Origin of the sequence: Synechococcus sp. UW69, assembly GCF_900474185.1 — a bacterium.
In the GTDB taxonomy this organism is placed as follows: domain Bacteria; phylum Cyanobacteriota; class Cyanobacteriia; order PCC-6307; family Cyanobiaceae; genus Parasynechococcus.
The window spans coordinates 474,170-498,017 of the sequence record NZ_UCNW01000009.1 but is presented as its reverse complement, the minus strand read 5'-3'; the positions used below and the strand labels follow the sequence as shown (position 1 = coordinate 498,017).

24 protein-coding genes are annotated in these 23,848 nt (G+C 55.4%); 14 read left to right on the top strand and 10 right to left on the bottom strand.

Going from position 1 to position 23,848, the window contains the following annotated elements; translation table 11 throughout:
- Window positions 1–6 precede the first annotated feature (6 nt).
- Both DXY29_RS10100 and DXY29_RS10095 read left to right on the top strand, forming a co-directional pair.
- On the top strand, window positions 7–987 hold the full coding sequence (locus DXY29_RS10100; protein ID WP_115024871.1) for a lipopolysaccharide assembly protein LapB: 981 nt from the start codon (window positions 7–9) through the stop codon (window positions 985–987).
- A 36-nt stretch (window positions 988–1,023) separates the two neighbouring features.
- On the top strand, window positions 1,024–1,671 hold the full coding sequence (locus tag DXY29_RS10095) for a methyltransferase domain-containing protein (RefSeq protein ID WP_115024870.1): 648 nt from the start codon (window positions 1,024–1,026) through the stop codon (window positions 1,669–1,671).
- Between the two features lie 2 nt (window positions 1,672–1,673).
- Here DXY29_RS10095 and DXY29_RS10090 read toward each other — a convergent pair whose 3' ends face one another.
- From DXY29_RS10090 to DXY29_RS10080, 3 genes are all read right to left on the bottom strand, one after another.
- A complete protein-coding gene (locus DXY29_RS10090) occupies window positions 1,674–2,900 on the bottom strand; it encodes a glycosyltransferase (RefSeq protein WP_115024869.1) in 1,227 nt (408 codons plus the stop codon).
- 10 nt (window positions 2,901–2,910) lie between these two features.
- Window positions 2,911–3,906 carry an HlyD family secretion protein gene (locus tag DXY29_RS10085; protein WP_170952189.1) on the bottom strand — a complete coding sequence of 332 codons (996 nt, stop codon included), beginning with the start codon at window positions 3,904–3,906 and terminating at the stop codon, window positions 2,911–2,913.
- 387 nt (window positions 3,907–4,293) lie between these two features.
- Window positions 4,294–5,088: a sulfotransferase gene (locus DXY29_RS10080; protein WP_170952188.1), complete on the bottom strand. Its 795-nt coding sequence runs from the start codon at window positions 5,086–5,088 to the stop codon at window positions 4,294–4,296.
- Between the two features lie 56 nt (window positions 5,089–5,144).
- On the opposite strand from DXY29_RS10080, the gene secA reads away from it, so the two are divergent.
- From secA to DXY29_RS10060, 4 genes are read left to right on the top strand one after another with little or no spacing between them, the layout of a single operon-like run.
- Window positions 5,145–7,958, top strand: coding sequence for a preprotein translocase subunit SecA (gene secA, locus DXY29_RS10075; protein ID WP_115024866.1), 2,814 nt, complete (start codon window positions 5,145–5,147; stop codon window positions 7,956–7,958).
- 5 nt (window positions 7,959–7,963) lie between these two features.
- A complete protein-coding gene (locus DXY29_RS10070; RefSeq protein WP_170952187.1) occupies window positions 7,964–8,722 on the top strand; it encodes a Stf0 family sulfotransferase in 759 nt (252 codons plus the stop codon).
- Window positions 8,719–9,390 carry a sulfotransferase family 2 domain-containing protein gene (locus DXY29_RS10065; protein ID WP_115024864.1) on the top strand — a complete coding sequence of 224 codons (672 nt, stop codon included), beginning with the start codon at window positions 8,719–8,721 and terminating at the stop codon, window positions 9,388–9,390. The genes DXY29_RS10070 and DXY29_RS10065 overlap by 4 nt, the downstream gene beginning before the upstream one ends.
- Window positions 9,387–10,040: a glycosyltransferase family 32 protein gene (locus tag DXY29_RS10060; protein WP_115024863.1), complete on the top strand. Its 654-nt coding sequence runs from the start codon at window positions 9,387–9,389 to the stop codon at window positions 10,038–10,040. Before DXY29_RS10065 ends, DXY29_RS10060 begins: the two co-directional genes overlap by 4 nt.
- On the opposite strand, the gene DXY29_RS10055 is transcribed toward DXY29_RS10060, so the two are convergent.
- From DXY29_RS10055 to DXY29_RS10040, 4 genes are read right to left on the bottom strand one after another with little or no spacing between them, the layout of a single operon-like run.
- A complete protein-coding gene (locus DXY29_RS10055; RefSeq protein ID WP_115024862.1) occupies window positions 10,022–11,557 on the bottom strand; it encodes a glycosyltransferase in 1,536 nt (511 codons plus the stop codon). The two genes, DXY29_RS10060 and DXY29_RS10055, sit on opposite strands and share 19 nt — an antisense overlap.
- Window positions 11,554–12,408 carry a sulfotransferase family 2 domain-containing protein gene (locus DXY29_RS10050; protein WP_170952186.1) on the bottom strand — a complete coding sequence of 285 codons (855 nt, stop codon included), beginning with the start codon at window positions 12,406–12,408 and terminating at the stop codon, window positions 11,554–11,556. The genes DXY29_RS10055 and DXY29_RS10050 overlap by 4 nt, the downstream gene beginning before the upstream one ends.
- The gene (gene cysE / locus DXY29_RS10045; RefSeq protein WP_115024860.1) at window positions 12,398–13,150 is read right to left on the bottom strand and encodes a serine O-acetyltransferase; all 753 of its coding nucleotides are present in this window, start codon (window positions 13,148–13,150) and stop codon (window positions 12,398–12,400) included. The genes DXY29_RS10050 and cysE overlap by 11 nt, the downstream gene beginning before the upstream one ends.
- Window positions 13,151–13,159: 9 nt before the next feature.
- Window positions 13,160–14,161: a GntR family transcriptional regulator gene (locus DXY29_RS10040; RefSeq protein WP_115024859.1), complete on the bottom strand. Its 1,002-nt coding sequence runs from the start codon at window positions 14,159–14,161 to the stop codon at window positions 13,160–13,162.
- 217 nt (window positions 14,162–14,378) lie between these two features.
- On the opposite strand from DXY29_RS10040, the gene DXY29_RS10035 reads away from it, so the two are divergent.
- Window positions 14,379–15,008 carry a dienelactone hydrolase family protein gene (locus DXY29_RS10035; RefSeq protein ID WP_371411080.1) on the top strand — a complete coding sequence of 210 codons (630 nt, stop codon included), beginning with the start codon at window positions 14,379–14,381 and terminating at the stop codon, window positions 15,006–15,008.
- On the opposite strand, the gene infC is transcribed toward DXY29_RS10035, so the two are convergent.
- Together infC and miaA are read right to left on the bottom strand one after the other, a co-directional pair.
- Window positions 15,005–15,658: a translation initiation factor IF-3 gene (infC, locus tag DXY29_RS10030; RefSeq protein WP_011363124.1), complete on the bottom strand. Its 654-nt coding sequence runs from the start codon at window positions 15,656–15,658 to the stop codon at window positions 15,005–15,007. The genes DXY29_RS10035 and infC overlap by 4 nt on opposite strands.
- A 57-nt stretch (window positions 15,659–15,715) precedes the next feature.
- Window positions 15,716–16,615 carry a tRNA (adenosine(37)-N6)-dimethylallyltransferase MiaA gene (gene miaA, locus DXY29_RS10025; RefSeq protein WP_115024857.1) on the bottom strand — a complete coding sequence of 300 codons (900 nt, stop codon included), beginning with the start codon at window positions 16,613–16,615 and terminating at the stop codon, window positions 15,716–15,718.
- A gap of 152 nt (window positions 16,616–16,767) precedes the next feature.
- Between miaA and gyrB the strand changes: the two genes are divergently transcribed.
- From gyrB to DXY29_RS10000, 5 genes are all read left to right on the top strand, one after another.
- Complete coding sequence (gene gyrB, locus DXY29_RS10020) at window positions 16,768–18,735, top strand: DNA topoisomerase (ATP-hydrolyzing) subunit B (RefSeq protein WP_115024856.1); 1,968 nt, start codon at window positions 16,768–16,770, stop codon at window positions 18,733–18,735.
- A gap of 14 nt (window positions 18,736–18,749) precedes the next feature.
- Window positions 18,750–19,055: an SH3 domain-containing protein gene (locus tag DXY29_RS10015; RefSeq protein WP_115025050.1), complete on the top strand. Its 306-nt coding sequence runs from the start codon at window positions 18,750–18,752 to the stop codon at window positions 19,053–19,055.
- Window positions 19,036–19,416: a CrcB family protein gene (locus DXY29_RS10010; RefSeq protein WP_115024855.1), complete on the top strand. Its 381-nt coding sequence runs from the start codon at window positions 19,036–19,038 to the stop codon at window positions 19,414–19,416. The genes DXY29_RS10015 and DXY29_RS10010 overlap by 20 nt, the downstream gene beginning before the upstream one ends.
- Window positions 19,409–19,783, top strand: a complete 375-nt coding sequence (locus tag DXY29_RS10005; RefSeq protein WP_115024854.1) for a CrcB family protein — start codon at window positions 19,409–19,411, stop codon at window positions 19,781–19,783. Before DXY29_RS10010 ends, DXY29_RS10005 begins: the two co-directional genes overlap by 8 nt.
- 62 nt (window positions 19,784–19,845) lie before the next feature.
- On the top strand, window positions 19,846–20,664 hold the full coding sequence (locus DXY29_RS10000) for a glycosyltransferase (protein WP_170952185.1): 819 nt from the start codon (window positions 19,846–19,848) through the stop codon (window positions 20,662–20,664).
- Here the strand turns inward: DXY29_RS10000 and DXY29_RS09995 are convergent.
- The gene (locus DXY29_RS09995) at window positions 20,630–21,103 is read right to left on the bottom strand and encodes a glutathione peroxidase (RefSeq protein WP_115024852.1); all 474 of its coding nucleotides are present in this window, start codon (window positions 21,101–21,103) and stop codon (window positions 20,630–20,632) included. The two genes, DXY29_RS10000 and DXY29_RS09995, sit on opposite strands and share 35 nt — an antisense overlap.
- Window positions 21,104–21,175: 72 nt before the next feature.
- Here DXY29_RS09995 and mgtE point away from each other — a divergent pair, with 72 nt between their 5' ends.
- Entirely contained in the window at window positions 21,176–22,633 is a 1,458-nt protein-coding gene (mgtE, locus tag DXY29_RS09990) for a magnesium transporter (RefSeq protein WP_115024851.1), read from the top strand.
- 52 nt (window positions 22,634–22,685) lie between these two features.
- A complete protein-coding gene (locus DXY29_RS09985) occupies window positions 22,686–23,684 on the top strand; it encodes an RpoD/SigA family RNA polymerase sigma factor (protein WP_115024850.1) in 999 nt (332 codons plus the stop codon).
- Window positions 23,685–23,848: the final 164 nt, after the last annotated feature.

Below are 23,848 nucleotides of genomic sequence, written 5' to 3'. Positions count from 1 at the left end.
GATGCTATGACAAAGCAGTTCGACGTGTCTCAAATTAAGCAGGAACAACTAAGTGAGATTCAAACCCGAGCGGAATCTCTTCTTCAGTCAGGGAAGCTGCAAGCTGCCATCGACGAGTTAAATAGGGCTAGCGAAGATCTCTCAGAATATCCTAATTTATATAGGCTGAAAGCCTATGCCTGTCTTCTTTTAGGTGAAAATGCGGAAGCCAGATTAATTTTCGAACAAATTGAAGGAAGTTTTGGAGATGATCCTGAATTCCTCAATGTCTTTGGAGTAGCATTAAGGAGAGAGAGAAATCTGTCGAAAGCCAAAGAAGTTTATGAAAGAGGTCTGGAAATTAAACCTGAGGAGCCTGCGCTCCTCAGTAATTATGCAAATCTATTAATTGATATGGGGCAATTTACTCAAGCCAGAGCGGCACTAGAGAAAGCTTTGACTTTAAGCCCGGGTCACAAAGATGCTATTCAAAACATGAATAGACTGAGCAACAGTATTGGAGACTTAAAGCAAGACGCACTAAATTCTTCACATCGTAAATCAACCCCCGATGATTCAAATTTCGAGAGAATTAGTACAATTAATAAATCTGATCCACAAGCTGCTGCAGATTGGCTTAATTTAGCAGCAACTACACAAAGAGAAAAGAATTTCAATGAGTCTTTGATTTTTGCTCGAAAAGCTCTTGAAGCACAGCCAGATATGGCTGCAGCATATAAGTTAGCGGGAGAATTGTTAATTGCTCAAGACAATTTTGAAGATGCAGAAAAGCTTTTTCTGTACGGTCTAATTTTAGGCGATCAGGATACTAGTACTTTATCAAACCTAGGAGCTATCCTAGCAAGAAAAAGAAACGGGCCTTTGGCTAGGATATTTCTAATGAAAGCCTTACAGATAAATAAAAAGCATCAAGCTTCTTATAGAAATCTTGAATTAGTCGATAAAATGGAGTCACAGCCTAATCACAAGCCTGAACCTATTTTTTAATCTAAGAACTTTTACAAACCATCATTTCTATTCATCATGCCCTCAAACACTATTTCCGAAGAACAAAAACGTCTCAACCAAGAACTACATGCAACCCGTCCAGATTTCGGAAGCCGGGGCGGGGCTGGTAACAAATCTATTATACAAATCATATCTAGGTATCAGGAACTGAAGCAGATCACTAGTGTTCTTGATTACGGGACAGGAAAAGGTGCCTTCCCAAAAAATCTTAAAAAAGCTTTGCCAGACTTAAAGGTTGGGGCTTATGATCCTGCAGTTGAGAAGTTCTCTAAAAAACCTAAGCAAGCTTTTGATTTAGTAACTTGTTTTGATGTGTTAGAACATGTTGAACGCCCATCAGTTTCATCTGTATTGGAAGAGATAAAAAGTTTTTCCACGAAAGTAATTTATCTGCAAATTGACTTACAACCTGCTGTTAAACGTCTTTCCTCGGGCAGAAACGCACATATCATGCTTGCGCCACACGATTGGTGGGTAAGTCAAGTTTCTTCGATATTTACTGTGCAAGGAAGTTATCCTATCTATCATGAATCAGGCGCATTACAAAAAATCGGAATAGTCGCTTGCCACAATCATAAATATTCTGCAATCGTTTGGTCTATGCTATCAAAAATCAGTAAATTTCCATTCTATACAAAGGGTGGCTATCTAACTGTTAAATAATTTCAATCGATAGAGTCAGCTAGCTTCATATGCTTAGATATACATGTAGAACGTTCGACGCGATTTAAAAGGTTATTCATTCTATACTTAGAAATCGTGTCTTTTGACGGATAACTTCTCTTAACTTTTAGTGCCGCTCCATTTAGTTCTTCAGCAAGCAATTCAGAATCCATTGTATGATCTACAAAATTTGTATATTTATCATTATTTAGAAATTCAATAACTGGAGAAGTTTTTGAGGCAAATAGTGGGCAACCAACTAATGCTGACTCTAATAAACTCCAACTCAAAACAAATGGACGCGTAAAGTAACAGTGCAAATCGCTTAACTGAAGCAAGTTACGGTACTCTATAAACGGCAATGTACCCAATAGTTTGACACGGTCGCTAACATTGGCTTCTTTGTATTGCTCAAGCGCAAAGGCACCAAACCCTTCAGTGGGAGCATTTTTACTTTTAAAATAATTTACATGATCTTTCCCAGCTATCACCACTTGCCAATCAATATTTTTTTTCAGAAAAAGAGCTGAAGCACTGACGAATTCAGGAAAACCTCTATACGGCTCTAAACCTCTAGTGGCATAAGTTAATATGGATTTAGATTTATCCAAAGATGACAAGAGGCTCTTATCATTAATTATTGGCTTACCACTAGTAAACATATTACAATCAATGCCATCAAATATTACGTGGCATTTACTTTGTAATGACAGTGGAAGCTGTTTTTTTTGCCATAAAGTTGGGGAAACAATGGCATCAGCACGTTGTAATTCTAATGAGAAAGACTGATTTCTCAGCACACTATGTAAACGATTTTCAAGAGTATGATTTATATATTGATTAGTACAGTCAAATTGATAATCATGAGAATTCAAATTAAACCACCACTCATTGTAGGCGATAATTTTAGAATTTGGGAATAGATCTCTAAGAAATTGACCAAGTCCCCAGCCCGTATGAACGTAAATTCTACGAGGATTTAATCCTTTGCGCTTCTCTGCTAAAAGATTGTAAAAGCATGCAATTGAAATATTCTGTTGATGATCAATTTTTGATCCTTTCCTTTTGGGAGAATGTAGCTTGATATAATTAATGGATGATAGAGGTTTATTTTTTTGAGTATGAGATGCAAAGTATACATCCCAATTCAAGGCCAAGTATTCCTTAAGAATAAACCTGAATTGTGCAGGATAATTGGTGTGGAGAAAAAGTACTTGATTGCTATTCATCAGAATTCTTTTAATCCCTCAAGCTCTTAAGTCCTTCAACATTTTTAGTAAACATATCTGTTATAAGACTAATCAATTTCTTTTGTCTGAGCATCAAGTTTGCTTGTACAGACATGCCAGGCTTTAGGGGCAGCTCGCGACCTTGGGAAATTAATACAGATGAGTCTAAAGTAATAGTTACAGGGAATCTATAGCTTGGGTTGGTATTATCAGGTTCCAGTGCATCAGCTCCAATATGGGTAACATTACCATCAAGGCCTCCAAATTTCGTAAAAGGATAGGCATCCACTTTTACTTCAGAGGGTTGACCAAGAGCTACAAATCCAATATCTCTATTACTAACAAAAACTTCAGCCTTTGCTACATCATTTGGGATTAATTGCATAAGTGGCTTTCCAAGCGGGGTAACTTGTTTAGCAGAGGTATTTAAATCAAAGACAACTCCCGAAAGAGTCGATTTGATAATACTATTGTCGATTAGCAGTTGAGATCTTTCTAAATCTGAACGCATTGATCTAATCTTCTGATTAAATTGAAGTTTTAATTGTTCTGTCTCTTGTTCAATTTGCAATATCTGAGATTTAATATCCTCTAATTTTTGTTCTTGGGATAATTGAGAGAGTTCTGAGGCAGCCCCCTGCTCAGAAAGATATTCGTAACGTTGAGCAATTTCACTCGAAAACAAATAACTTCGCTTTAACGCATCCAGCTTGATCTTTCTTAATTCTAAGTTTTTCTGTAGATACATTTGAGTAGATGTAATATTTTCAATTAAATCACGTTTTTTAATTTTTGCATCTTCAACATCATACAAAAGTATTATATCACCCTTTTCAACAGAATCTCCTTCCTTGACTTTTAACTCCTCGACAGTAGCAGTAACAGGTGCTAAAACATCTGTAGTCCCTTCCAACGGGCGTAATGAGCCAGCAACAGTTATCACCTCATCGATCTTGATGATAAAGCTGGCAACTAAAGCAGATCCACCAAAAGCCAAAAGAATCAAAACGAGACTCTGAGCCCACTTAGGAGTTTGGCGTAATGTAAGAGAGTGCCTTTTGCCAACAAACTCGGATGTAACGTCGGCAAGTTGCCTTCGCATGAATTAAAGCCAATTAAGCTTAATATAACATCTTGTGGGTCCTAGGCCAATAGCACTGGTTAAACTATTGAAAGAGTTGAAAATTAATTTAAGCCGCAAATATTTTCGGATTCTCTAGACTTATCAATGCATAAGATTAAATACAAATAAACAATCTTGAATGCCAATTACGCAATTAGCTAAATCATTCCAAGAAATTCAAGCTTTAGTTAATGAAAGTCTTTTATTTCTCCGATTAATTGGCAGAAAAAGCCTTAGAAGCAATAGATGTTTAATACTTTAGCATTTAAGTCACCAATTCCAGTTCAATTCATTTTTGAAATTGAGGCTATTTTGAGCATATGAATAGCTTTCGTCTAATGCCTGACGCATCTTGCGCATAAACTTGCTACTCAGCTCGCCATTTAAATCAATTTTTGCGGCATTAGCATGTACATGCAATAAACTCTTTTCTAAAATAGGAATTTGCTCAACACCCAGAAAGCTTAATATCTTAGCCAGATAAATTTCAGGTTGTGAAAAAAAGAATTCACTTGGAATAATTAAAACATTGCTTGCGCCAAAGAAATCCAAATATCTCTCTACCTGAGATTTATACAAACTTCTACTAATATAACTGCATTCTTGGTGGAAGACATGACGCCCACAAATGGACTTCAGCTCGATTTCAGCTTCTGCAAGTCTCTCTTTCTCAGCAGCAAAAGCGCCCTCTATCGATAATGTCTCATGGCCCAATTTAAACGAATGCAAATAGTGTGAGATGGATCTTTTAATTGGATCTCTGAGCAATATTATTATTTTGATTCTACCCAAAGATTCTATTATTCTTTTCGCCGCATATGGATGAAAAATATAGTAAGGCGTTATTTCTCCAACCTGAATACACTGCTCCGATCCATAGAACCACTTTTCATACCACTTCAGATTTTTATCGAAATTTAAACTAAAGTAGTGCAGTTCTTTTTTGTCAGGAAGAAATATTTGTGGATGTCTCGACAAAAGCTGGTGCAACGTTGTGGTACCAGCTTTCTGAGCTCCAACACAAAGGAATGTTGGTAAAAGCATTTTCTGATGAATTGATTCCATGATTGGCTCCATTGGTTAAGTAGGATATATGCGCAACTCGGATAGCCGTCGCAACCATGCTCAAGCTCCTGCTGGGTGACCCCAATGCCCGCAAGCTAAAGCGGTATCAGCCTATTTTATCCGATATCAATTTGCTAGAACAAGATATTGGTCATCTCAGCGACGAATCCCTACGTTGTCGCACTGCTGCATTCAAAGAACGATTGAGTAACGCCGGCGAGCTTAAGAACCAGCAACCCATCCTTAATGAAATACTCCCAGAGGCCTTTGCAGTGGTGCGCGAAGCCAGCAAGCGAGTTCTGGGCATGCGCCACTTCGATGTCCAGCTTATCGGCGGCATGGTGCTACATGAGGGCCAGATTGCCGAGATGAAGACCGGTGAAGGCAAGACTTTGGTAGCCACCCTTCCCAGTTACCTCAACGCTCTCACCGGCCGTGGTGTTCACGTGGTCACTGTGAACGATTACCTCGCCCGACGAGATGCGGAGTGGATGGGCCAGGTGCACCGTTTCCTCGGCCTGTCGGTAGGTCTGATCCAGCAGGACATGCGGCCTGAGGAACGACGGCGCAACTATGGCTGTGACATCACCTACGCCACCAATTCAGAGCTGGGCTTCGATTACCTGCGGGACAACATGGCCGCTGACATTAGTGAAGTCGTTCAACGCGAGTTCCAGTACTGCGTCATCGACGAGGTGGATTCGATACTGATCGACGAGGCCCGCACACCACTGATCATCTCGGGGCAGGTTGAGCGGCCTCAGGAGAAGTACCAGCAGGCAAGGCAAGTGGCTGAAGCTTTGGAGCGTGCTGCTGAACTGGGCAAGGACGGCATTGATCCAGATGGCGACTATGAAGTGGATGAAAAGCAGCGCAGCTGCACCCTCACTGATGAAGGCTTTGCCAAAGCGGAACAGATGCTTGGGGTGCAGGACCTGTTCGATCCCCAGGACCCATGGGCTCACTACATTACTAATGCTCTAAAGGCCAAAGAGCTGTTCGTCAAAGACGTCAACTACATCGTGCGCGATGGCGAAGCAGTGATCGTGGATGAATTCACTGGCCGCGTAATGCCAGGGCGCCGTTGGAGTGACGGACAACACCAGGCGATCGAATCCAAGGAATCGCTTCAGATTCAGGCCGAGACCCAGACCCTAGCCTCGATCACTTACCAAAACTTCTTTCTCCTCTATCCGCGCTTGGCGGGTATGACCGGTACAGCGAAGACGGAAGAGGTGGAATTCGAAAAAACCTACAAACTCGAAACAACAATCGTTCCTACAAACCGAGTTCGTGCTCGTCAGGACTGGGCGGACCAGGTATACAAAACCGAGGTCGCTAAGTGGCGGGCCGTTGCCAATGAAACTGCCGAAATACACAAACAAGGTCGGCCGGTGTTGGTGGGAACAACGTCCGTTGAGAAAAGCGAACTACTCAGCTCCCTACTGGCGGAACAAAACATCCCGCACAACCTGCTCAACGCCAAGCCAGAGAACGTTGAGCGCGAATCTGAAATCGTGGCCCAGGCCGGCCGTGCGGGTGCCGTCACGATCGCAACCAACATGGCTGGGCGTGGCACCGACATCATTCTAGGCGGTAACAGTGATTACATGGCTCGCCTCAAGTTGCGGGAAGTATTAATGCCCCGGCTGGTGAAGCCCGAGGAGGAGCACAGGCCGCCGGTTCCGCTGCAACGCAATACGGCCGCCGCAGGTTTTGCGGAGGCCAAGGCCAGCGCCCCGGCCCGCAGCAGCGACAGCCTCTATCCCTGCCCGTTGTCAGACACTGCGGATCAAGCACTAGGCCAATTGGCCCGGGATCTGGTGAAGGCATGGGGCGACAGGACCCTCACCGTTATCGACCTTGAGGAACGCATCGCTACCGCAGCAGAAAAGGCTCCCACCGAGGATCCCCAGATCCAGGCGTTGCGCTCTTCAATAACCCTGGTGAAGGGGGAATACGACGGGGTGGTCAAACAGGAGGAAAGTCACGTGCGCGAAGCCGGAGGCTTGCACGTGATCGGCACGGAACGGCATGAATCCCGTCGGGTGGACAACCAGCTTCGGGGCCGTGCCGGCCGCCAGGGAGACCCGGGCTCCACCCGCTTCTTCCTGTCTCTCGGCGACAACCTGCTGCGCATCTTCGGTGGCGATCGTGTCGCAGGACTGATGAATGCCTTCCGCGTGGAGGAAGACATGCCAATCGAATCCGGCATGCTCACCCGTTCCCTGGAGGGAGCACAGAAAAAAGTGGAGACTTACTACTACGACATTCGCAAGCAAGTGTTTGAGTACGACGAAGTGATGAACAACCAGCGTCGGGCGGTGTATTCGGAGCGACGTCGGGTACTAGACGGGCGAGCACTCAAAAAGCAGGTAATCGGCTATGGCGAGCGCACCATGGACGAAATCGTGGAGGCTTATGTCAATCCCGATTTACCTCCGGAGGAATGGGATCTTGACCAATTGGTGGGCAAAGTGAAGGAATTCATTTACCTGCTGGAAGATCTCACCCCTGATCAGGTGAAAGGTCTGGCCACGGAGGAGCTCAAGGCATTTCTCCAGGAGCAGCTGCGCAATGCCTACGACCTCAAGGAGGGGCAGATCGAGCAACAGCGTCCGGGGCTGATGCGGGAGGCAGAACGCTTCTTCATCCTTCAGCAGATCGATACGCTCTGGCGTGAGCATCTGCAGGCCATGGACGCCCTGCGCGAATCAGTCGGCCTACGGGGGTACGGTCAGAAGGACCCGCTGATCGAATACAAGAACGAGGGCTACGACATGTTCCTTGAGATGATGACGAACATGCGCCGCAACGTGATCTATTCGATGTTCATGTTCCAGCCGACACAGCCCAAAGCCCAGGCATGATCGGATTGGCCACCTGGCACCAAGGGCGCTGCGGGAGCAGCGTCCTTGGCTCGTTGCTCACCCAGCACAGTCGGATCCAGGCGCAGAACGAGATCTTTTCTCGCTACATGCCCCGGCGCTGGGGCGACAGGCCGGTCCCGCCGATGCAGGAGGTGCTGGCTTCCGCGGTGCGGAACGCCCAGAAGCCGGTGCTTAACATCGAGATCAAATGCCTTTCGGCCCAAAACTTCGCCCTGTACCCGCAGGCTTCGTTTCAGGACTGGCTGACAGCGACGGCGGGCCATGGCTTTGAGCGGCATCTGTTGATTCATCGGCGCAATGGCCTGCGCCGACTCGTGTCGCACCTGATGGCCCAGCGGAGTGGGGTCTACGTGCAGAAGCAGGACGCCCAACCCCTTGAGCTCGCCAACCGAAGACTCACTATTGATCCTAATGCGATCCATGAGGGGGTTGAGACCCACTCCCTGCTGGGTTGGTTGGAGCGCTACGACCACACCCACCAGCAGCTGCGTGATGAGTTGCAGCAGTGGTGCCAGGACCAGCAGCAACCTCCACCGCTAGAGCTGATCTACGAAGACGCGATCGAGCCCTCCCCGCAGCTGGGCTATGGCCAGGTCTGTGCTGCCCTTGGTTTGGAGCCTGAGCCTGTTCAGGTGCGGCTCCAGCGCATCAACCCCGAGCCGCTGGCGCAGTTGATCAGCAACTGGGCTGAGATTGAAGTCCTGCTGGCCCCCACCCGTTTTGCCTGGATGTTGGCGGCATGAACGGGCTGCTGTTTGTGCATCTGGCCAAGACCGGCGGCACCAGCGTGCGCCGCATCCTCAAGGCCTCCGCAGCCAACAGCTTCGCTTGCATCCACCACCACACCCTTCTGCGTTTTCAGGACGGACAGCGCGTGGAGCGCCGCCGCTTTGCTCCAAAGGAGCTCGCTCCATATGCGCTCGCGTTTTTAATGGTGCGCCATCCAGTGGACCGGTTGATCAGTTGCTATCGCTATTTCAGTGCCGGCGGCCTCAACGCCCAGGCCGGTGAGCAGCAGTTCCCCGCCGACCGGGCGGCCCAGCAGCTGTTGCAGCAGTTGGCCCCCAGCCTGGAGCAGTGCTGCTTCAAGCTGCCGGAGATCGCGGCCGAGTTGCCCCATTTCCAGCCGATGGTGCACTGGCTGGATGCCCTGCCCAACCCGCTGGCGGAACGGGTGATCACCGGACGGCAGGAACGCTTCGATGCTGATCTGCAGCTGTTGTTCGAGCAGCTCGGCGTGCCCCTGGATCCGGCTCTCCTGCAGCGCAGAAACAGCAGCGGCCCAGTCCAGCCGTCAGCACCCCAGGGGGCTGGGCTGAGTGCCGAGGCCTTGGCCCAGATTCAGGCGTTTTATGAGGACGACTTCCGCCGCTTCAATTACCCCCTTGCGCCCGAGGCTGCGCAGAGATGACGGCCGCCGGACGGTCGCTTATTCAGTACTGGGATCAGCCGGATCCCCCTGAGGCCATCGCCGAGCGGATGCAGGGCTGGCGCCAGCAGCATCCGTCTTGGCGCTACCAGCGCTTCGCTCGCGAGAGCGCCGCCGCGTTTCTCGCTGAACACCACGGCCCAGCCCTCGCGCAGGCCTTTCTTGACATCCGTCTGCCAGCAATGCAGGCCGATGTGCTCCGCATTGCCCTGCTGCTAGCCCAGGGAGGCCTCTGGATTGACGCCGCCACCACCTGCCTCACTCCTGTCGAGGACTGGATCGACCTCCAGGCGCCGTTGCTTCTGCTGCGCAAGCCCCATCAGGAACACCCCAAGGTCTGCACCGGTCTGATCCATGCCGCAGCACCGAATCACCCACTTCTGGCAGCTGCTTGGCAATCGATTGCGGCCTCCCTTCTGGCGCGCACCGGCACCAAGGTCTATCGCTCCTTCGGCCCAGGACTGTTGAGGGATTTGCTGGCCAGCGGTGCCTGGGATCTCACCCTTACCGTGCGACCGGTCACGGAGCTCAGCGACCACCTCTGCTTTGGCTCCAGTTCCAAGGTGCTGCCTGCGGAGCAGCACTGGTCTCAGCGGCAACAATGCGAATCTCTTTACTTCAGTGGCGAATAGCCATCGGCTTCCCACTGACGGAACGAAGCTTCGTAATCCGGTCTCTCCTGCACCCCTGCAGGAATCTCTTCCCTGAGCTGTCTGTAGAGCCCTCCCTTGGCGCAGCGGTAAAAGACCGAGCCCTGGTCGAGGTGCTGGCGCTGCAAGCCGGACTGCTTGATGTGATGCAGCATGATTCGATCGCCGATCAGGTGGCCATAGGGCGGCATCAGCACCCATTGGTGCAATAGGGGGAAAGCGCCTCGGCCCAAGAGCATTGCGTTGGTGTCGATGAAGCGATCCGGGTCGGTGAGGGGGCAGGGTCCCATCACCGATCCGTCCAGGCGGCAGAGGGTGCGGCTGGATGAAATGAAATCAGCCTGGTGGTCGTCCATCGCTTTCAGCAGGCTGGAGATATGGTCGGGGCCATACCAGTTGTCGGCATCGAGGAAGGCCACGGCATCCACCCCCAGGCCGATGGCGTGATAGCTGCCGATCAAGCGCGGTGTCGATCCGATGTCGCGATGGCTGCGCGGTAGCCGCACGTGTTCGGCACGCCAGTGGTTGATCCGTCGGCGAGGGTATCCATCGGCCACCAGAACATGCAGGCAGGGCTCGCTCTGGGCCAGCACGCTGTCGTGGCACTGGCGCAGCTGGGCCAGTGGCTCCTTGTAATAGGGCGTGATTACGGCCACTCGGGGCAAGGGATTGCCAAGGGCTTTCAGCAGCCGCCGATCGTCGATCAGCTCACCGCGAACCAGTTGGGCTGCGATCGCGGCAGGGTTGAGCCGGAGGCTGTCGTAATAGGCCGGCAGGGTTCCCTGACTCAGGTGATTGGCGTAGATCTTTCGCCAGCTGTCGCCGATGCCCGCACTAACGCGTTTGTTGCGCTGTAGAGCCTCCGTTCCCTGTCGGATTTTGCGTTCGAGTTGTGGGTAGCTGCGAATGGGCACATGCAGGACCTCTATCGCGGTGCTCTTGATTCCCGCAATGGATCTGCCATTCAGCTTCGCGCCATGGTTCCCGTCCTTGATCTCGACGCTTGGAAAGGCGCGGTGAATCAGCTTGGGGGGTAGGGGCACGCCAAGGCTGTTGCGGGAGATCCGTTCGCGCAGGGTCTGGCGCTGATAGAAGGGTCGATGGTCTTGGCCGTTACGTGGTGGTGGCAGAAAGTTGGTGCGTTCCACCAGCAGGCCTTCAACGCTTTCGGGGAGCTGGGCCAGGGTGGAGTTGAGGTCGCCCTGTTGCGGCCACCAGAACTCATCCGCATCGCTGTTGATCACCCAGTCCGCCCCCATCTCTGCTGCCATCCGCGCCATCCGGGTCACCCACACGGCTTGATCGTGGGTCTGTTCCGCTTCCTGCAGCAGCGTCAACTGGCCGCGTCGTTGGAACCGTTGCAGGATCTCCAGGCTGCCGTCCATTGAGCCGTTGTCAGTGGCGATGATCCGATCAACCCCCTGGGCCAGATGGAAACGCAACATGCTCTCGAGGATGTCGGCTTCATCCCGGCAGAGCAGTGTGAGCACCAGCATCATCGTCTGGTCCTCCCCGTGCGTTTGGGCTTGAGTCGAAGCTCTGGGCGTTGGCTGACGCGTCCGTAATACCAGTGCATCTCCGGCGTGAGGTTGGTCAGCGGCAGGTCATGGGAGGGGCCAATGGTGAGGCAGGCATTGATCAGTTGTTTTAGCTCCGTGTCCCTGTACTCCGCCTTCTGCTGCTTGTACTGAAAACAGGGGAAGTCTTCGTGGTGCAGCTGATTGGCCAACGCCTGAAGATCGGGATGGTTGCGGATCGCCGTGAGATTTGCTGCCTCCCGGCGTCCTGCGCCTTCTCCGACGGCGCGCAGTCGCTTCCGCAGGCTCTTGGGCAGAGAGAGTGACTCCCCCAGCGCTTCGAGATCGCTGCTGAACTGCTCGCAGCGGATCAGCTGATCCACCATCGGGCGTTTGCCGAGGTGAGTGAACCAGTGGATCGGAAAGCCATGCACCCAGCGCAGGTCATGGGCGTCCATGGCAGCTGGTAGCCGTCGCAGGTAATGCAGAAGTTGTTCTTCGGTGGGCGGCTGGCTGCGCACTTGCACCTCGGTTGCGCGGCTTTTCTGGCGCAGGTTTTCCCTACAGGCGGAGGCCAGGCGGTCGTAGGGATGACGGATGCAGGCAATCACCTGGTAGCGGCGCAGCCAGCGCCACAGTCGGGTGTGGCGCAGATCCATCAAGGGGCGATGGGCCAGGTCCACTTGGCGTTTTAGTACAGGGTCATAGCTGAAGTCGAACCAGCTCTCCATTCGGCGGTCAGCGCCGTCCTCGAGAAAGGCTCTTCGCAGTGCAGTGCCCGCACACTTGGGGACGTGCAGAACTACCAGCTGTAGATCGTGATCAACGATCACCGGAGGTGTCTCCGAGGAATTCCAGGATCTCGCGGTCTTTGAGGTTTTGCGATTCACCTCGACATGTTTCGCGCAATGCGCGGCCTTCCGCTACTTCCCTCAAGCATCGCTGAAGGTTGCCCACGGTGCTTTCCAGTTCATCGATCCGCTCCATGAGGTTGCGGATCACGCTTGCTTCGGCATCCGGTAGGGCGGAGTGGGCCAGGGGGTTGATCCGTACGCCGCTCTGGTGGATCACGCGGCCTGGAATGCCCACAACGGTGCAGTCGCTTTCCACATCGCGCACCACCACCGATCCGGCGCCGATGCGGGTGTTGGTGCCGATGGTGATGGCACCCAGCACCTTGGCTCCAGCTCCGACCACAACGTTCTCCTCCAGGGTGGGATGGCGTTTGCCGTGCTCCTTGCCTGTGCCCCCCAGGGTCACCCCCTGGTACAGCAGGCAGCGGGGGCCGATTTCAGCGGTTTCGCCGATCACCACCCCCATGCCGTGGTCGATGAACACGCTGTGGCCGATGCGTGCACCCGGGTGGATTTCGATGCCGGTGAGGGAACGGCCGATCTGGCTGAGGCAGCGGGCGGCGAGCTTCAGGGGCAGACGGCAGCTCCAGAGGCGATGGCTGATCCGATGCAGGCTGATCGCCTGGAAGCCGGGGTAGCAGCACACAATTTCCAGCCAGCCACGGGCAGCCGGATCACGCTCGCGGATGATCGCGAGGTCGGCACGGATGTGATCAAACATCGCAGGGTTTTAGCTGGCGGCCGCCGGGGTCTGCAGGCCAATCTCCTTACGGAGTAGATCGATCGTATCGGTGCTGAGGTAGCTCTCGGCGCAATGCACCTGGGGCATGCGCATCAGTTGGGAGCGGTTCTGACGAAGGCTCTGCTCCACCAGAGGCAGGCTGGGGCGATCGCAGAGCACGTGACTGGAGGCCCGCAGTAGGGCCAGCAGGCGGCTGCCCACGTCTGGGGTGGCGGTCATCAGCAGCAATTCGTTGCCCCGCATTGAGTGGAGAATCACCTCCGCTGCCCGCAGGATGCCAGGGCTGATGCTCACCAGGCCCACACAGCTGCCGGGGCGCAACTCTTTGAGCATGGCCAGCTCCTGGCGGAAGTCGTTGAGGTCAACGGCCACGGCCCGAACACTTTGTTTCTTCGCCAGCTCCTCCACCGGTTGGAGGAAATAACGGCTAGTCACCACTGTGCCATTGCTGGAATTTTCCAGAACGCTTTCCAGTTCCTCCAGCGGTACCACTTCCACCGGCACATCCAGGCAAGGTTCCAGTTCCTCGGCGATCAGCATCGAGGCGCCGATGTCTTCCCGCGGCGTGCTGACCAGCACGCGCGCGCCGCAGCGCAGGCGCCAGTCGATCTCCCGGGTCAGCAGTTCCCGGGTCTGCTGCAGGGTGCAGCCCGCATTCAGCAGGCCATCCACACACTTGCGCACTTCACGGTCGAGATCGGTGACGCCCCGATTGCGGATGTGCGGTGGCGTTTTGATTTCCCGTGGTTTCTGCTGGTCGCGCACGTAGATGCCAGAGCCGGCCATGGCTTCCACGACGCCATCGGTTTCCAGCTGTCGGTAAACCTTGCTGATCGTGTTGCGATGCAATCCGGTCTGCATTGCCAGTTGTCGGGTACTCGGCAGTCGATGCCCCGGTGGGTAATGCCGCGCTGCGATGGCGAAACAGATCTGGTTGTAGAGCTGCGTCGATGCCGGAATGTCGCTTTCCTGTTGGATATGGAATCGCACGCCGGTGGGACAGGTCGGAATGCGGCCACCATACGGAGCGATTCCCTTGGTGACAATTGCTTCTGTGTCCTGTGGACCTGTGACAATTTCAAACTCGCTGTCATCCCGCTGGCTTCAGATCGCCAATGGGGATGTGTCACTGCGTTGCTGGTGGGCACAGCCGCAAACTGCCGCAAACGATATCGATACAGAATCGTCTATACATCGTGTCTATATCGTGCTGCCTGAGGTGTTCGGTGTGAATGCCTGGGTGCGCAGCGTGGCCGATCGGCTGGCCGCCCATGGCCATCCGGCCCTGGCGGTGCCCTTGTTTGCGCGAACGGCCCCCAATCTGGAGTTGGCCTATGAAACGTCCGATCTGGCCCAAGGTCGTCGCCACAAGGACGCCACCACCAGCGATCAGATCCTCGCTGATGTTGCTGCGGCCCTGGCCTGGCTGCAGGATCAACACCCGCAGGCAGAGGTTCATCTGGTGGGCTTCTGCTTCGGGGGACATGCCGCGTTTTTGGCGGCCAGCCTGCCTGGCGTGGCGGCGGCCTTTGATTTCTATGGCGCCGGCGTCAGCCGGATGCGGCCTGGCGGTGGTGAACCCTCCCTGGCCCTGCTGCCGCAGATCCAGGCACGGCTCACCTGTGTGTTCGGCACGGCCGATCCGCTGATTCCTGCGGAGGATCGCGAGACGATTGCGTCGGCCCTGCGCAAGGCCGATCCCGCTGGCGAGCGTTTGCGTTGTCTGAGCTATGACGGCGCCGATCACGGCTTCATGTGCGAAGCCCGCAGCAGTTTTGATCCCCAGGCCTCAGCCCAGGGATGGCGCTTGCTGCTGGACGATGACTCTCTCCTCTAGCCCTGAGGGCTCGCCACCTTCGCGGCGGTGGGGCGTGGGGGTGCCGGAATCGTGCGCACGGCCTTGTTGGCGGCTTGCTCCTTTTCCTCCTTCTTCACCAGCGGTGTTTTGCGCGGGGTGAGGAACATGATCATGTTGCGGCCCTCCCGTTTGGGCGCCTGCTGGATCTCGGCCTTCTCCTCCAGATCCTTGGCCATCCGCCGCAGGAGGGTTTCCGCCAGGGCCGTGTGCTGAATCTCCCGGCCGCGGAAGATCACCGTGCACTTCACCTTGTCGCCAGCCTTGAGGAAGCGCTGGGCCTGACCGATTCGCACGTCGTAATCGTGCTGGTCGATCTTGTAGCGCATCTTGACCTCTTTAACTTCGGTCTGGTGCGACTTTTTCTTGGCCTCTTTGGCTTTCTTTTCTTGTTCGAACTTGAACTTGCCGTAGTCCATGATTCGGCAGACCGGCGGGTCGGCCTTCTCGCTCACCAGCACCAGATCCAGTTCCCGGTCACGGGCCACGTCGAGGGCTTCTTCCCGGCTGATCACGCCCAGCTGAGCGCCGTCTGAGTCGACCACCCGCAATTGGGGGTAGTTGATCCGATCGTTGATGTTGGGCAGCTCCCGAACCGGGGCACGACGGTCAAAACGGGGACGTGGGGGCATTCAGGCGGTGACGGGGACAGGTGCAGACAATTTCGAGGGATATAACGTCTGCATCCTTCACATTAGTTGCTGCTGGATCAACGTCATCGCATCCGTCAACGTTGTCTGGTCGGGCAGCCAGTGGGGGTTGTGCTGACGCCGGAACCAGGTGCGTTGTCGTTTGGCGAACTGGCGGGTGCGTTGGCTGGTGATCCGCACCGCGTCTCCATTGGTCAGCCTGCCGCTGATCACCTGCAGCGCCTCGCCGTAGCCGATGGTCTGCAGCAGCGGCAGATCTGCGCCGTAGCGCTCGCTCAGGCGCCGGGTCTCCTCCACCAGCCCGTCCTGGTACAGCTGCTCGGTGCGTTGCTGGATCCGCTGGCGCAGATTGGCGGGATTGAGGCCCAGTTCCAGAACGTTCCAGGGGGGCGGTGTGGCGGTGGCTTGTCGGCTCATCGGTTGCCCGGATGCGTAGAGCACTTCCAGGGCGCGCTGGGTGCGCACGGCATCGGCTGGAGCGATTTTGGCGGCGGCGTCTGGGTCGGCGGCTTGCAGCAGGGGGTGGCAGATGCCCTGGCCCAATGCCGTCAGTTGTTGGCGCAGCTTCTGCTGTGGGGCGACGGCCGGAGGTTGCAGTCCGGAGGTGAGGGCTTTGAGATACAGGCCGCTGCCTCCCACGAGGAGGGCCACGCCACGCTGCTCCAGCTCATGGTTGATGCAGGGATTGGCTTCTGATTGAAACTCCTGCAGGGTGATCGGCTGGTCCGGTGCGCGCAGGTCCAATAAATGGTGCTGTACTCGTTTTTGCTGCTCCGCCGTCGGCTTGGCAGTGCCAACATTCATCTCCCGGTAGAGCTGGCGGGAATCCACGTTGATCACCGGCAGATCCAGCCGTTCGGCGATGTCCAAAGCCAGGGCGGTCTTGCCGCTGGCAGTGGGCCCGAGCAGGGCGATCACCAAGGGATTGGAGCTATTCAAAAGCGTTAGGGGGTGCAGCCCGGCTTGGAACGACCGCTGAGAGGCCTCTGCAAGCCTCTATAGACAGCCGGTGGTAGATTGGCATTGTCAGGTCGAGGTTTAGAGCCGTTGCGCCCGCCCATGACCCGGTTTCCTGGCTTGAGACTTACTGAATGAGCGACGCTTCCAAGGTCCAGAACGCCTACGGCGCTGAGCAAATTCAGGTGCTGGAGGGGCTTGAGCCCGTTCGCAAGCGCCCGGGCATGTACATCGGCACCACGGGGCCGCGGGGCTTGCACCACCTGGTGTACGAGGTGGTGGATAACTCGGTCGATGAGGCTCTGGCCGGTCATTGCGACCAAATTGTTGTCGTCTTGGGTGAAGACGGCTCTGCCTCGGTGAGCGACAACGGCCGTGGCATTCCCACCGATGTGCATCCCCGCACTGGCAAGAGTGCCCTGGAGACGGTGCTCACGGTGTTGCATGCCGGCGGCAAATTCGGAGCCGGCGGTTACAAGGTGTCTGGCGGTTTGCACGGCGTCGGCATCTCGGTGGTGAATGCCCTGAGTGAATGGGTGCAGGTGACGGTGCGCCGCCAGGGCCAGATTCATCGCCAGCGCTTTGAGCGGGGCACTGCCATTGGGGCGCTTGCCTCGGAGTCGCAGCCATCGGCGGAGTCCGGCGAGACCGGCACCACCGTCTGCTTCAAGCCCGACCTTGAAATCTTCACCGGCGGCATCGTCTTCGATTACGCCACCCTCTCGGCCCGATTGCGGGAACTCGCCTATCTCAACGGCGGTGTTCGGATTGTCTTCCGTGATGAGCGGGAGTCGGCCAGGGATGAGGAGGGTCAGCCCCATGAGGAGATCTATTTCTATGAAGGCGGCATCAAGGAATACGTCGCCTACATGAACAAGGAGAAGGATGCCCTTCACCCCGAAATCATCTACGTGAATTCGGAGAAGGATGGCGTTCAGGTGGAGGCGGCCCTGCAGTGGTGCTCCGATGCCTACTCCGACAGCATCCTTGGCTTTGCCAACAACATCCGCACCGTGGATGGGGGCACCCACATTGAAGGCCTCAAGACGGTGCTCACCCGCACCCTCAATGCCTTCGCCAAGAAGCTGGGTAAACGCAAGGAAGCGGATTCCAACCTGGCGGGGGAGAACATCCGTGAAGGCCTCACTGCGGTTCTCTCGGTGAAGGTGCCGGAACCGGAATTTGAAGGTCAGACCAAAACCAAGCTCGGCAATACCGAAGTGCGGGGCATCGTCGACAACCTGGTGGGCGAGTCGCTGGGACAGTTCCTCGAGTTCAATCCTTCCGTGATCGGTCTGATCCTGGAGAAGGCGATCCAGGCGTTTAATGCGGCTGAAGCCGCCCGCCGGGCTCGGGAACTGGTGCGCCGCAAGAGCGTTCTGGAGAGCTCAACCCTGCCCGGAAAACTGGCCGACTGCAGCTCCCGCGACCCCGGCGAATCCGAGATCTACATCGTGGAGGGCGACTCCGCTGGAGGCTCCGCCAAGCAGGGCCGGGACCGTCGCTTTCAGGCGATCCTGCCGCTGCGGGGCAAGATTCTCAACATTGAGAAAACCGACGACGCCAAGATTTATAAGAACACCGAGATCCAGGCGCTGATCACCGCTTTGGGCTTGGGGATCAAGGGCGAAGACTTCGACGTGAAGAACCTGCGCTATCACCGCATTGTGATCATGACCGATGCTGATGTGGATGGCGCCCATATCCGCACCTTGATCCTCACATTTTTCTATCGCTACCAAAAAGAATTGGTTGAAGGTGGTTATATCTACATTGCCTGTCCACCGCTCTACAAAGTGGAGCGCGGTAAAAATCATACCTATTGTTATAACGAATCAGATCTGCAAAAAACATTGAAAGGGTTTGGTGAAAAAGCCAACTACACCATTCAGCGTTTCAAGGGTCTCGGAGAAATGATGCCCAAGCAGTTATGGGAAACCACCATGGATCCCAGCACCCGGATGATGAAGCGCATCGAAATCGAAGACGCCCTCGAGGCCGATCGCATCTTCACGATCCTGATGGGTGACAAGGTGGCTCCTCGCCGGGAATTCATCGAAACCCACAGCGCCGAGCTGGACATGGCAGCCCTCGACATTTGATGGTGGCTGTTCGGATGGGAGGTCTTCTCCGTTGGAGTTGGTTGCTGGGGGTGGCGCTGATGGCCCCGGCGGCCTTGCCGGCCGGTGGTGCTGATCGGCGTCAACCGCAGCCCCGTCGCCGCGAGGCGTCTGGGCCCTTACACACGTCGACCGACCAGCCCCTGCACCTCAGCCCGCTGGAGGTTGCTCCACGGTTGAGCACCCTCAAGGCGGGATCCTCCCTGCGTCTTCTGCGGCGTTGGTCTGCCGCCGATGGCCAGGATTGGCTGCACGTGCAAACCGTCTCCGGAGAGCAACGCCGTGGCTGGCTCCGCGCCTGAGGCTCTGTTGGTTGGTCTCGGGGCGATCCCCGGGGCCTGGCTGCGCTTAAAGGTGGTGAACCACTTTCAGCCCATGGTGCCGAAGAAGCACTGGGGCACCTTTCTTGTGAATGTGGTGGCCTGTTTCGCCCTGGGGTTGGTGCTGGCCCTCAATGAAACCTGCAACGCCAGCACCGGCATCGCGCTGCTGATCGGTGTCGGTTTTTTCGGCAGCCTCAGCACTTTTTCCACCTTTGCCGTGGAGCTGCTGAATGAGCTGCGGGCGGGGCAGGCTCTAACGGCGTTGGTGCTTGCGCTGGCTTCGATCGGTGCGGGTTTGCTGGCCTCGGCCGTTGGTTACGGACTGGGGACCCATGCCTGAGAACAGCCCCAGCCTGCAACTGGAACTGCAGGAGCTTCTGCTCGTGGGTGTGGGTGCTGTGCCCGGAGCTTTGCTGCGCTGGCAGCTGGCCTTGCATCTGGGGGATCAGAACCTGCTGGTCAACGTCCTGGGGGCCGCGTTGTTGGGCATGCTGGCCGGGCTTCCCGCAGCCCCTCGTCGGCAGTTGCTGCTGGGCATTGGCTTCTGCGGCTCGCTCACCACCTTCAGCAGTTGGATGTTGGCGGCCATGAAGCACCTGAGCTCCGGAGATTGGCCCGCCGCATTGGGTTTGATCGGGCTGACCCTTGGGCTGGGGCTTGGCGCCGCAGCAGCGGGCTTTTATCTCGGACAACGCTTGCCTCGATGACCTTGGAGAGGATTCATCTGGTCTTTTGCCTATTCCAAAGGGATGATCAATCCCCATATCCGATGGCACTAGCTGCGACGTACAGCTCAATACGGCAGCGCACCTCTGCTGGCATCACCGTTCATGTCATCGCCGATGAGTCGGTCACACGCAAAACTCGCCGTCACTTGCGTCGCTCAATGCAGACCGGCGACCGACTTCGGTTTCATCCGGCTGAAGCTGTCCCTGAAGCCCATCAGCTGGCCATGCAACTGGACGGTCATTTTTCTCCTGCAATTGTTTGGCGAGCATGGATTCCTGACTACCTGCCCAAGCTCAGGCGCTGCATCTTGCTCGACTGCGATCTGCAGGTCCTCCTCGACATCCGACGGATTTGGAAACTTGATCTCGGGCGAAGCTGCCTCAGTGCCTTCCAGGGGGGAAAACCTCATCCCCAGGCCTATTACGACTGGCTCAGAACCTCACGAGAACGTTATTTCCGAATGGGTGTGTGCCTGATGAATCTGGACCGGATACGACGCCATGATGCTTTCGTTCAGGGGCGACATTCATTTCTCAAGGAGGCAGAGAGGAAAAGAAAAACAATGCCGCAAGCAAATCTCTTAGAGCAGTCACTGTTCAACCGCTTTTTTTCTCAGAGCTACAAACCCCTGCCATTTCCTTTGGTTCCAGCCAACCGTCTTGATCAGGACCCGAAGCGCAGGGAATGGATCAACAAAATGCTCCTGAGCCATGAGCCGATGATCCTGGATCTCAAGGGCTGGCTGAATCAGTCGTCACTCAGTTTCAGCTTCTGGTCATCGCTGCTGCACACCCCCTGGCGGGAGTGTGCGAATCAACAGAGACTCAAGCCGCCAGAGCCGCCTCAATCGCCGACTTGAGGTCTTCGGGGGTGACGCCGCTCTTGAAGCGGGCGATCACTGTGCCGTCTTTGCCCACCAGGAACTTCTCGAAGTTCCACTCCACATCACCGGCGGGATCCATCTGATTGAGGGTGGTGTAGGGCTCTGTGGTGCTGCCCTTGGCGTGCACCTTCTCAAACAGCTCGAAGTCGGCGCCGTAGGTGGTGGAGCAGAAGCTCTTGATCTCGTCGAGGCTGCCGGGCTCCTGGGCGCCGAAGTCGTTGCAGGGGAAACCCAGAACGGCTAGACCCTTTGCGGCGTAGGCCTCGTTCAGGGCCTGAAGGCCGGCGTACTGCTTGGTGAAGCCACAGCGGCTGGCCACGTTCACGATCAGCAGCACCTTGCCGGCGTAGTCGCCCAGGGATTTGCTGCTGCCGTCGGGGGTGGTGACGGAGACAGAGCTGACGCTGATCGCCATGGTTGAACACTGATGGAGAGCTGACGTTAACCGGATGTAACGGCCATAGACTGGGCTCCCGGCCGGAGGGGCATGACGGAGGCATCGGGGTTGAGCGGCGGCGTGACGGTGGAGCACGAGATGCTGGCCGAAGCAGTCACCCATGAACTCACCGCCATGCTTCAGGCGGGGAACTACGACGCGGTGAAACTGCTGCTGGAACCGCTTCAGCCGGTCGATATCGCTGAAGCGATCGGCGCGCTGCCAGCCAACCTGCAGGCCATTGCCTTTCGGCTGCTCAGCAAAGACGAAGCCATCAGTGTTTATGAGTACCTCGACACCGCCACCCAGCAGAGCCTGTTGAGCCTGCTGCGCTCCGGTGAGATGCGGGAGGTGGTGGAGGAAATGTCGCCGGATGATCGCGCCCGCTTGTTTGAGGAACTGCCGGCCAAGGTGGTGCGCCAGCTGCTCAGCGAACTCAGCCCGGATGAGCGCAAGGTGACCGCTGAATTGCTGGGTTACCGCTCTGAGACGGCCGGTCGCTTGATGACGACCGAGTACATCGCCCTGAAGGAAAACCAGACGGCGGCTGTGGCGTTGGAAATGGTGCGCCGCCGCGCCCGCGACACCGAAACGATTTATTCCCTGTATGTAACGGATGCGGAACGCCGCCTCACCGGCATCCTGTCGCTCAGGGATCTGGTGACGGCAGACCCCAAGGCTCGCATCGGCGATGTGATGACGGAGGAAGTGCTCAGCGTCAGCACCGACACCGATCAGGAGAAGGTGGCTCGCACGATCCAGCGTTACGACTTCCTCGCCGTTCCTGTGGTGGATCTGGAGCAGCGTCTGGTGGGCATCGTCACGGTGGATGACGTGATCGATGTGATCGAGCAGGAGGCCACCCGCGATCTGTACGCCGCCGGGGCGGTTCAGGCCGGTGATGACGACGACTACTTCAGCAGCAACCTGTTCACCGTCGCTCGGCGCCGGGTGGTGTGGTTAGCGGTGCTGGTGCTCGCCAGCTTCTTCACCTCGGAAGTGATTGCCGCTAATGAAGACGTGCTGCAGAAGGTGGTTTTGCTGGCGGCGTTCATCCCCTTGCTCGGTGGCACCGGCGGCAATGTGGGGGCCCAGAGCTCCACGGTGGTGATCCGTGGCTTGAGCACCCAGAGCATCACCAGCCTCGGACCCTTGCGGGCGATTACCCGCGAAGCCATGGCGGGGGCGTTGCTGGGTGTCTTGATGATGTTGTTGGTGGTTCCTTTTGCTTGGTGGAGAGGTGAAAGCGCTTTGGTGGGTCTGTCGGTGGGGATGAGCCTGCTGGCGATCACCACCTTGGCGGCTACCGCCGGAGCGGCGTTTCCACTGCTGTTCGATCGCATGGGTCTGGATCCGGCCTTGATGTCCACGCCCTTCATCACCACCTGTACTGATGTGGCAGGCACGCTGATCTACTTGAAGACGGCGGGGTGGCTGTTGGTCCACCTGCCGCAGCTGGTTCAGGCCACAGGTATTTCTACCCAATTCTTTGCTATGGGCGTTTTCTGAGAGTGTGTTTACGTTTCTTAGGAGTACTCTTTACATAACTCAAAGAAGCGACATGTCTCCGGCAGCGACCGCTAATCCCAGGCCAAAAACTGCTGCGAAAACCGTCACGGCAGACGTCGACCTGGTTCGCTCTTATTTGCGAGACATCGGCCGGGTCCCCCTTCTCACCCATGAGCAGGAGATCACTCTCGGGCGTCAAGTCCAGGAGTTAATGGACATCGAGACCATCGAGTCTGAGCTGGAGAGCAAGGAAGGTGAGAAGCCCAGTCGAGATCAGCTGGCGAAGGCCTCGGGGCTTTCCTCAGTGCAGCTCAAGCGCAAGCTTCAGCACGGCCGCCGCGCTAAAGAGCGCATGGTGGCCGCCAACCTAAGGCTGGTGGTGAGCGTCGCTAAGAAATACACCAAGCGGAATATGGAGCTCCTGGATCTAATTCAGGAAGGAACCATCGGCCTGGTGCGTGGGGTTGAAAAGTTTGATCCCACCAGGGGCTACAAGTTCTCCACCTATGCCTACTGGTGGATCCGTCAGGGCATTACGCGGGCCATCGCCGAAAAGAGCCGCACGATTCGGCTACCGATTCACATCACTGAGATGCTGAACAAGCTCAAGAAGGGGCAGCGGGAGCTGAGCCAAGAGCTGGGTCGCACCCCCACCGTCATCGAGCTGGCTGAGTACGTCGAGCTGCCGGAAGACGACGTCAAGGATCTGATGTGTCGCGCCCGTCAGCCCGTGAGCTTGGAGATGAAAGTCGGCGACGGTGACGACACCGAACTGCTTGAACTGCTCTCCGGCGATGGTGATCTGCCCAGCGATCAGGTGGAAGAGGATTGCTTGAAAGGTGATCTGCGCAGCCTGCTGGGCCAGCTGCCCCACCTTCAAGAGCAGGTGCTGCGGATGCGTTACGGCATGGATGGGGAAGACCCGATGAGCCTTACCGGCATTGGCCGGATTCTTGGCATGAGTCGTGACCGTGTTCGCAATCTCGAGCGTGATGGTTTAGCGGGTCTGCGCCGGGTCAGCGATCAGGTGGAGGCCTACGTCGCCTCCTGAAAGATTATTGAGATCAAGTATGGCATGGCAATATTTTATACGCCTTCTAAGTGTTGACTATCTAACTGCCTCTCAGTCGCGCGATCAGACTGACCATAAATGCCTGAAACAACTAAACTATTGACATTAACTTTAGAATTCAAAACCTTAATCGAAAGAATCTG

What these genes read in the sequence shown, in the direction of transcription:
- DXY29_RS10100 (WP_115024871.1), top strand. Translation starts at nt 7, where the DNA reads ATGACAAAGCAGTTCGACGTGTCTCAAATTAAGCAGGAACAACTAAGT.
- DXY29_RS10095 (WP_115024870.1), top strand. Translation starts at nt 1,024, where the DNA reads ATGCCCTCAAACACTATTTCCGAAGAACAAAAACGTCTCAACCAAGAA.
- DXY29_RS10090 (WP_115024869.1), bottom strand. Translation starts at nt 2,900, where the DNA reads ATGAATAGCAATCAAGTACTTTTTCTCCACACCAATTATCCTGCACAA.
- DXY29_RS10080 (WP_170952188.1), bottom strand. Translation starts at nt 5,088, where the DNA reads ATGGAATCAATTCATCAGAAAATGCTTTTACCAACATTCCTTTGTGTT.
- secA (WP_115024866.1), top strand. Translation starts at nt 5,145, where the DNA reads ATGCTCAAGCTCCTGCTGGGTGACCCCAATGCCCGCAAGCTAAAGCGG.
- DXY29_RS10065 (WP_115024864.1), top strand. Translation starts at nt 8,719, where the DNA reads ATGAACGGGCTGCTGTTTGTGCATCTGGCCAAGACCGGCGGCACCAGC.
- DXY29_RS10060 (WP_115024863.1), top strand. Translation starts at nt 9,387, where the DNA reads ATGACGGCCGCCGGACGGTCGCTTATTCAGTACTGGGATCAGCCGGAT.
- DXY29_RS10055 (WP_115024862.1), bottom strand. Translation starts at nt 11,557, where the DNA reads ATGATGCTGGTGCTCACACTGCTCTGCCGGGATGAAGCCGACATCCTC.
- cysE (WP_115024860.1), bottom strand. Translation starts at nt 13,150, where the DNA reads ATGTTTGATCACATCCGTGCCGACCTCGCGATCATCCGCGAGCGTGAT.
- infC (WP_011363124.1), bottom strand. Translation starts at nt 15,658, where the DNA reads ATGCCCCCACGTCCCCGTTTTGACCGTCGTGCCCCGGTTCGGGAGCTG.
- gyrB (WP_115024856.1), top strand. Translation starts at nt 16,768, where the DNA reads ATGAGCGACGCTTCCAAGGTCCAGAACGCCTACGGCGCTGAGCAAATT.
- DXY29_RS10015 (WP_115025050.1), top strand. Translation starts at nt 18,750, where the DNA reads ATGGGAGGTCTTCTCCGTTGGAGTTGGTTGCTGGGGGTGGCGCTGATG.
- DXY29_RS10005 (WP_115024854.1), top strand. Translation starts at nt 19,409, where the DNA reads ATGCCTGAGAACAGCCCCAGCCTGCAACTGGAACTGCAGGAGCTTCTG.
- DXY29_RS10000 (WP_170952185.1), top strand. Translation starts at nt 19,846, where the DNA reads ATGGCACTAGCTGCGACGTACAGCTCAATACGGCAGCGCACCTCTGCT.
- DXY29_RS09995 (WP_115024852.1), bottom strand. Translation starts at nt 21,103, where the DNA reads ATGGCGATCAGCGTCAGCTCTGTCTCCGTCACCACCCCCGACGGCAGC.
- mgtE (WP_115024851.1), top strand. Translation starts at nt 21,176, where the DNA reads ATGACGGAGGCATCGGGGTTGAGCGGCGGCGTGACGGTGGAGCACGAG.
- DXY29_RS09985 (WP_115024850.1), top strand. Translation starts at nt 22,686, where the DNA reads ATGTCTCCGGCAGCGACCGCTAATCCCAGGCCAAAAACTGCTGCGAAA.